The organism is Lactobacillus helveticus DSM 20075 = CGMCC 1.1877, from assembly GCF_000160855.1.
Classification (GTDB): domain Bacteria; phylum Bacillota; class Bacilli; order Lactobacillales; family Lactobacillaceae; genus Lactobacillus; species Lactobacillus helveticus.
In genome coordinates this window covers 68,160-73,971 of the sequence record NZ_GG700758.1, presented here as the reverse complement: position 1 = coordinate 73,971, position 5,812 = coordinate 68,160, and the positions used below count along the sequence as shown (strand labels likewise).

The 5,812-nt window shown below is 41.3% G+C and carries 5 protein-coding genes; 1 reads left to right on the top strand and 4 read right to left on the bottom strand.

All coding sequences use genetic code 11. From position 1 onward, the window contains the following. Positions 1-59 precede the first annotated feature (59 nt). Positions 60-899 (top strand): MurR/RpiR family transcriptional regulator, encoded by an 840-nt coding sequence (locus HMPREF0518_RS08155; protein WP_003627728.1) that lies wholly within the window; start codon positions 60-62, stop codon positions 897-899. A 30-nt stretch (positions 900-929) separates the two neighbouring features. Here the strand turns inward: HMPREF0518_RS08155 and HMPREF0518_RS08150 are convergent, their stop codons facing one another. The 4 genes from HMPREF0518_RS08150 to HMPREF0518_RS08135 all read right to left on the bottom strand — a co-directional run bounded on the left by HMPREF0518_RS08150 (position 930) and on the right by HMPREF0518_RS08135 (position 5,719). Continuing rightward, complete coding sequence (locus tag HMPREF0518_RS08150) at positions 930-1,886, bottom strand: ABC transporter permease (protein WP_003627726.1); 957 nt, start codon at positions 1,884-1,886, stop codon at positions 930-932. Between the two features lie 5 nt (positions 1,887-1,891). Further along, a complete protein-coding gene (locus HMPREF0518_RS08145; RefSeq protein ID WP_003627725.1) occupies positions 1,892-3,040 on the bottom strand; it encodes an ABC transporter permease in 1,149 nt (382 codons plus the stop codon). Continuing rightward, positions 3,021-4,565, bottom strand: a complete 1,545-nt coding sequence (locus HMPREF0518_RS08140) for an ABC transporter ATP-binding protein (RefSeq protein WP_003627724.1) — start codon at positions 4,563-4,565, stop codon at positions 3,021-3,023. The genes HMPREF0518_RS08145 and HMPREF0518_RS08140 overlap by 20 nt, the downstream gene beginning before the upstream one ends. 68 nt (positions 4,566-4,633) lie before the next feature. After that, positions 4,634-5,719: a BMP family lipoprotein gene (locus HMPREF0518_RS08135; RefSeq protein ID WP_003627723.1), complete on the bottom strand. Its 1,086-nt coding sequence runs from the start codon at positions 5,717-5,719 to the stop codon at positions 4,634-4,636. Positions 5,720-5,812 lie beyond the last annotated feature (93 nt).

Sequence of the window (5,812 nt, the reverse complement as noted above, 5' to 3'; positions counted from 1 at the left end):
TATTTTGCGTCGTCAAAAGGATATTTCATCCCCCATGTGATCCGTACGCTAGTTAAAATATGGCAAGTATTATCAATCAGATCTATAGTGAATTACAATCCATGTTGCAAAGTGATCAAAAAATTGCACAAAAAATTATTGAAAATCCAGGGCAAATAGTAAATTGCACCATTTCTGAGTTAGCAAATTTAGCGAAGGTAAGTGGCGCTTCGGTCACACGTTTTTGTCATAACTTAGGATTAGCGGGATTTCATGATCTGAAAATTCAGTTGGCTCAGGTAGCAGGCAATGAAAAAAGCCATTCTTTGCAAAATATTGCTAAGGATGACTTACAAACTGCATTAAAGCAAATTGATGATAATAAGGTGGCAGAAATCGAAGCGACCTTATTAAATTTTGATAGTCAAAAGCTAAAAAAAGTGTTAGATATTTTAACTCATAGTCGTGTGATTCAGGTTTCTGCAGAAGGTGACACCTATCCTGTTGCTGCCGATGCGGTTTATAAATTTAACCAAATAGACCTGTTTGCCATGGCTTCGGGCGGTAATGTCGAAACGGCAATTGCCCAAACAATGAATCTTGGACATGAAGATGTCCTGTTGGTTATTTCTAATTCCGGTGAATCTGCGGCTTTACTCAAACAAATTAAGGTAGCCCAACAACAAGGGATGAAAATAATTACGATTACTAATCGCTCTGATTCGCCGATTGCACTAGAATCGGATTATCATTTACAAACAGCAGTTAGACAAACTGTTTTACAAACGCAATATTACTTCTCAAGAGTTGCAGCCTTTACGATGATCGAGGCTATTTTCGTAATTTTGATATCGCAAGATGACCGGTGCGTAGAACATATTAGGAAACATGAAGAAATAATTTCTAGTCAAAAGGTTTAATTACAAACCACATAATAAAGAGCAAATAAATTATTTTGACTTAATATAATTAACCCCATCAGCAGCAGGGGCAACAGATTTACCTAAGAATAATACCAATACTACAATCGTGATTACGTATGGCGCAATCTGCATGTAAACCGTTGGAATCTTAGCAATTCCAGGCAGCTGATTTCCAATAATGCTTAAACTTTGAGCAAAGCCAAAGAATAAGGAAGAAAGCATAGCACCGATCGGATTCCATTTACCAAAGATCACTGCAGCTAAGGCCATAAAGCCTTGGCCGACAATTGTTGAAATGGAGAAGTTGCCTGAAATTGATTGGGCAAAAACGGCGCCGCCTAAACCAGCCATGAAGCCAGAAGTTAGAACACCAATGTAGCGCATTTTGTAAACATTGATTCCTAATGTGTCTGCAGCCTGCGGATTTTCACCGGTGGAGCGTAAACGCAGACCCAGTCTAGTTTTATAAAGCACCCACCAGAGAAAAATGGTGATAATGATAGCCCACCAAGCTGGAGCCGAAGTATTGGTGAAGAAGATTTTGCCAATCACTGGAATGTTTGCTAAACCGGGAATGTTGGTATAACCAAAATTAGCGGTAATATTAGGCGTTTGTCCTTTTTCATAAATTGCTTTGATCAAGAATACACCTAAAGGTGGAGCAAGCAGATTGAGTACCGTACCGCTAATAATATGGTCTGCGCGAAGATTAATAGTTGCAAAAGCGTGCAATAGGGAAAAGATCGAACCGAAGATAGCTCCGACTAAGGCACCAATCCAAGGAGTAGCAGAGCCAAAAGCATGAGCGAAGGTAAGATTGAAAATAATAGAAGTGAAGGCACCAACAGTCATGATGCCTTCTAATCCGATGTTGACGATACCGGAGTTTTCGCTGTAGACGCCGCCTAATGAGGTTAGAATTAGTGGAGCAGAATATACGAGAGTTGAAGAAACAATTAATGCAAGTAATGATTCAAAATTCATGTAGATTATCCTTTTTTTTGTAACTTAAGGTTGGGGCCATCGACACCGTTATCAGGACCAATTTCTTCACCTTTTTTGAGGGGATGTTGCTCAGTAGTTGTCTTCTTGACTTTGAATAGCAGGTCAAAGACGTATTTGATAGCGATGAAGAAGATAATAGCAGCAATAACGATGGAGACAATTTCATAAGGAACACCAGCTACGGTTTGCATCCCCAGTCCCCCAATCTTCAGGGTAGAGAAGAGCAACGACGCGATTAAAATTCCCCATGCAGTGCTATTCCCTAATAAGGCTACGGAAAGACCATCCCAACCAATAGCAATGCTGCTGGTTTGGGTGAAGTAGTTTTGATAAGTGCCTAGGCCTTGAACTACACCACCAATTCCAGCAAAGGCTCCAGAAAGCAGCATAGACAGAATAATATTTTTTTTAGCTGACATTCCAGCATAACGACTAGCAAAGGGATTCAGACCAACTGCTTTAATCTCAAAACCGACAGTAGTCTTTTTCATTAGGAACCAATAGATTAATAATGCGATGATCCCGAGGAAAATCCCGGCATTGATACGGGAGTTGCCGAAAAGTTGACTGAGCCAGTCTAAGTGCAAACTCCCATTAGCAGGGATATTTCTAGTGGTATCGGTGTCATTACGTAAACTAGCTGGCATTATTTGTTGCATGAGGTATTGGCAAAGATAGAGGACGATATAGTTAAGCATGATCGTGGTGATTACTTCGTTGGTACCAAAGTAGGCACGCAAGAAACCTGCGATTCCGGCAACGATAGCTCCGGCGAAGGCGCCTGCGATAATTGCTAATGGTAATAGAATATACTTGGGTAAATTTGGATTGGCTAAAACTACCCAGACCGAAGTAAGCCAGCCTGCTTGAGCTTGCCCTGGCAATCCAATGTTAAAAAAACCAGCTTTAGAGGCAATGGCAAAACCAATCGCGGTAAAGATTAGCGGTGTAGCTTCACGGATTGTTTCACCTAAGCCGTTCATGTTGCCTAATGCGCTAGTAAACATGGAAGCATAAGCGGTAATTGGATTGTAGCTCCAGATGAGCATAATAATTGCACCGACTAGAAAGCCGGCAAATACGGAGATAATTGGTACTAAGTAGTGTTTGGCTTTAGCTGAGACTTTGATCAAGTTTAGTTCCTTCTTTCTTCACGCCGGTCATTAGTAGACCTAATTCAGTTTCATTGGTCTCGTGTGGCTTAACAACACCGGATTTTTGTCCATTATGCAAAACTAGAATGCGATCAGATAACTGCATAATCTCACTTAATTCATAAGAAACGAGCAAGATGGCTTTTCCAGCCGCACGTTCTTTTAATAATTGCTTGTGAATGTATTCAATCGCGCCCACATCAAGACCACGAGTTGGCTGGAAGGCAATGATTAAATCGCTATTGCGTTCAAGTTCACGTGCGATAATCACTTTTTGTTGGTTACCACCTGAGAGTTCGCCGGCTACTAAATTGCTGTTAGGAGTACGGATATCGAACTTTTTAATTGCGGCTTGAGCATGTTTTTTGATAGCAGCGAAGTTGATAATCCCGTGATGAGAAAAAGGCTGGTGGTAGTAGCTTTGCAGAACTAAATTGTCAGCGACTGACATTTGCAAGATAAGGCCATATTTTTGTCGATCAGCGGGGATGCTAGCGACACCTTGCTCAGTAATCCTGCGGGTAGGTTTGTTAGTCATATCTTGACCTTTGATAATCACAGAACCTTGATCAACGTGACGCAAACCGGTGATCGCCTCGACTAGTTCATCTTGTCCGTTGCCGTCGATTCCGGCAATCCCAAGAATTTCGCCTGCGCGAATCGAGAAGGATAAGCCTTTAACGGCTAAATTGCCGCGACTTTCTTTAACTTGCAGGTCCTTAACCTGAAGGACATTTGAACCTAAATGTTCCGCTTTTTTGGTCAACTTCATCTGCACAGCGTGACCTACCATTAATTCGGCCATGCGTTGGTCACTAATTTCTCTAACCTGATAGGTCCCAACATCTTTTCCCGCTCGAATGATCGTTACTTCGTCAGCAACTTGTTTAATTTCGTCTAGTTTGTGAGTGATTAGAATAATCGATTTTCCTTCATGAGCTAGTCCCTTTAGGATATGCATGAATTCTGTGATTTCCTGTGGAGTTAAAACAGCAGTGGGTTCATCGAAAATTAAAATATTAGCACCGCGGTAGAGCACTTTAAGAATTTCTACCCTTTGTTGTTGAGCCACTGTGATATTGGCGACCTTTTCATCAGGATTGATTGTTAAATGGTAGCGTTGTGATAGAGCTAATACTTTTTCACGCGCTTTTTTAATATCAAGCATTGGACCTTTAGTGGTTTCATGGCCAAGAATAATATTTTCCAAAACAGTAAAAGAGTGGGCGAGCATGAAATGCTGGTGGACCATCCCAATGCCTAATTCCTTAGCGACAGTAGGATTAGCTATTTTAACTGGTTTACCGTTCACCTTGATTTCTCCGGAGGTAGGCTCAAGCAAACCGGATAGAATACTCATCAGGGTTGATTTGCCTGCACCATTTTCGCCAAGGAGGGCGAGAATCTCACCTTTGGCCAACTTGAGATTGATATCGTTATTGGCTTTGAAACCATTAAAGTCTTTGACGATATGATTCATTTCGATAATTGTTTTTTGTTCCATAAATATTAGCTTCCTAATTGAAAAACTCTCCGCCAAGACGAAGAGCTTTTGACTGTTAAAATTAGAACTTATTTACCTGGTTTAGTAGCAACCGTAATCTTGCCGTCGATGATTTGCGTACGAGCTTTTTGTACGGCTTGCCATGCCTTGGCGCTAAGTTGGCCCTTAGTGATGGAAACCCCATCGTTCTTTAAACCATAAACGAGGTGCTTGCCGCCAGGGAATTTGCCTTTGTAAGCATCATCAGCGATGCTCTTAGTAGCAACGTTCAAGCCTTTTAAGACAGAAGTCAAAGTGAAGTTGGCTTTAGTGCCACCTTTGGCGGTGTAATTACCAAGACTTGCTTGATTAACGTCAACACCGATTACCCAAACCTTCTTGTTAGCTGGTAAGGTTTGGTTGTAATCCTTAGCTTCTTGGAAGACACCGTTACCGGCATTGCCGGCTGCTTGATAGATAATGTCGACTTTGTTAGCATACATTGATTGAGCGATAGACTTCGCCTTGTCGGTTGCAGTGAAGTTGCCAATGTATTGGGTTTGAACGCTAATCTTCTTGTGCAATGCCTTAGCACCATCCGCAACACCTTGTTTAAAACCAGCTTCGAATAAATCAATGATGGCTGATTTAGCGCCACCGATGAAGCCAACTTTATTGGTTTTAGTAGTGTAAGCTGCGGCTAAACCGCCAAGATAGGAAGCTTCATTACTCTTGAAGGTAACGGAAGCAACGTTCTTTTGCCCGTTAACGATACTATCGACAATGACGAAATTATTCTTTGGATTCTTCTTAGCGGCTTGAGCAACGGCTTGTTGTAACTCAAAGCCAACGCCAAAGATAGTTCGATAGCCTGCCTTTGAAGCTTGATCGAAGTTAGGGACAAAGTCGGATGGACCACTAGATTGGAAATATTGATAACCGCCTTTGCCTTGCTTTAAGCCGTGTTCTTTACCATAAGCCTTGAAGCCAGCCCAGGCAGCTTGGTTAAAGGAGTGATCATCAACGCCATTTTGATCAGTGATCAATGCAATACCATGCTTTGTGTTTTTATTAGTAGAAGCACCTTGCTTCTTGCCTGAACAAGCAGTTAAAGCTAGACCTGCAGCTACAACAACAGCACCAAGTGATAAAATCTTTCTGAACTTTGAGTTCATTTCTACCTCCAAATTGATTGATAATTAAGAATAGTTTGATTAAAATATTAGATTAATGTACGTGTTATGTCAATATTTTTGCGGTAGGCTATT

What these genes read in the sequence shown, in the direction of transcription:
- HMPREF0518_RS08155 (WP_003627728.1), top strand. Translation starts at nt 60, where the DNA reads ATGGCAAGTATTATCAATCAGATCTATAGTGAATTACAATCCATGTTG.
- HMPREF0518_RS08150 (WP_003627726.1), bottom strand. Translation starts at nt 1,886, where the DNA reads ATGAATTTTGAATCATTACTTGCATTAATTGTTTCTTCAACTCTCGTA.
- HMPREF0518_RS08140 (WP_003627724.1), bottom strand. Translation starts at nt 4,565, where the DNA reads ATGGAACAAAAAACAATTATCGAAATGAATCATATCGTCAAAGACTTT.
- HMPREF0518_RS08135 (WP_003627723.1), bottom strand. Translation starts at nt 5,719, where the DNA reads ATGAACTCAAAGTTCAGAAAGATTTTATCACTTGGTGCTGTTGTTGTA.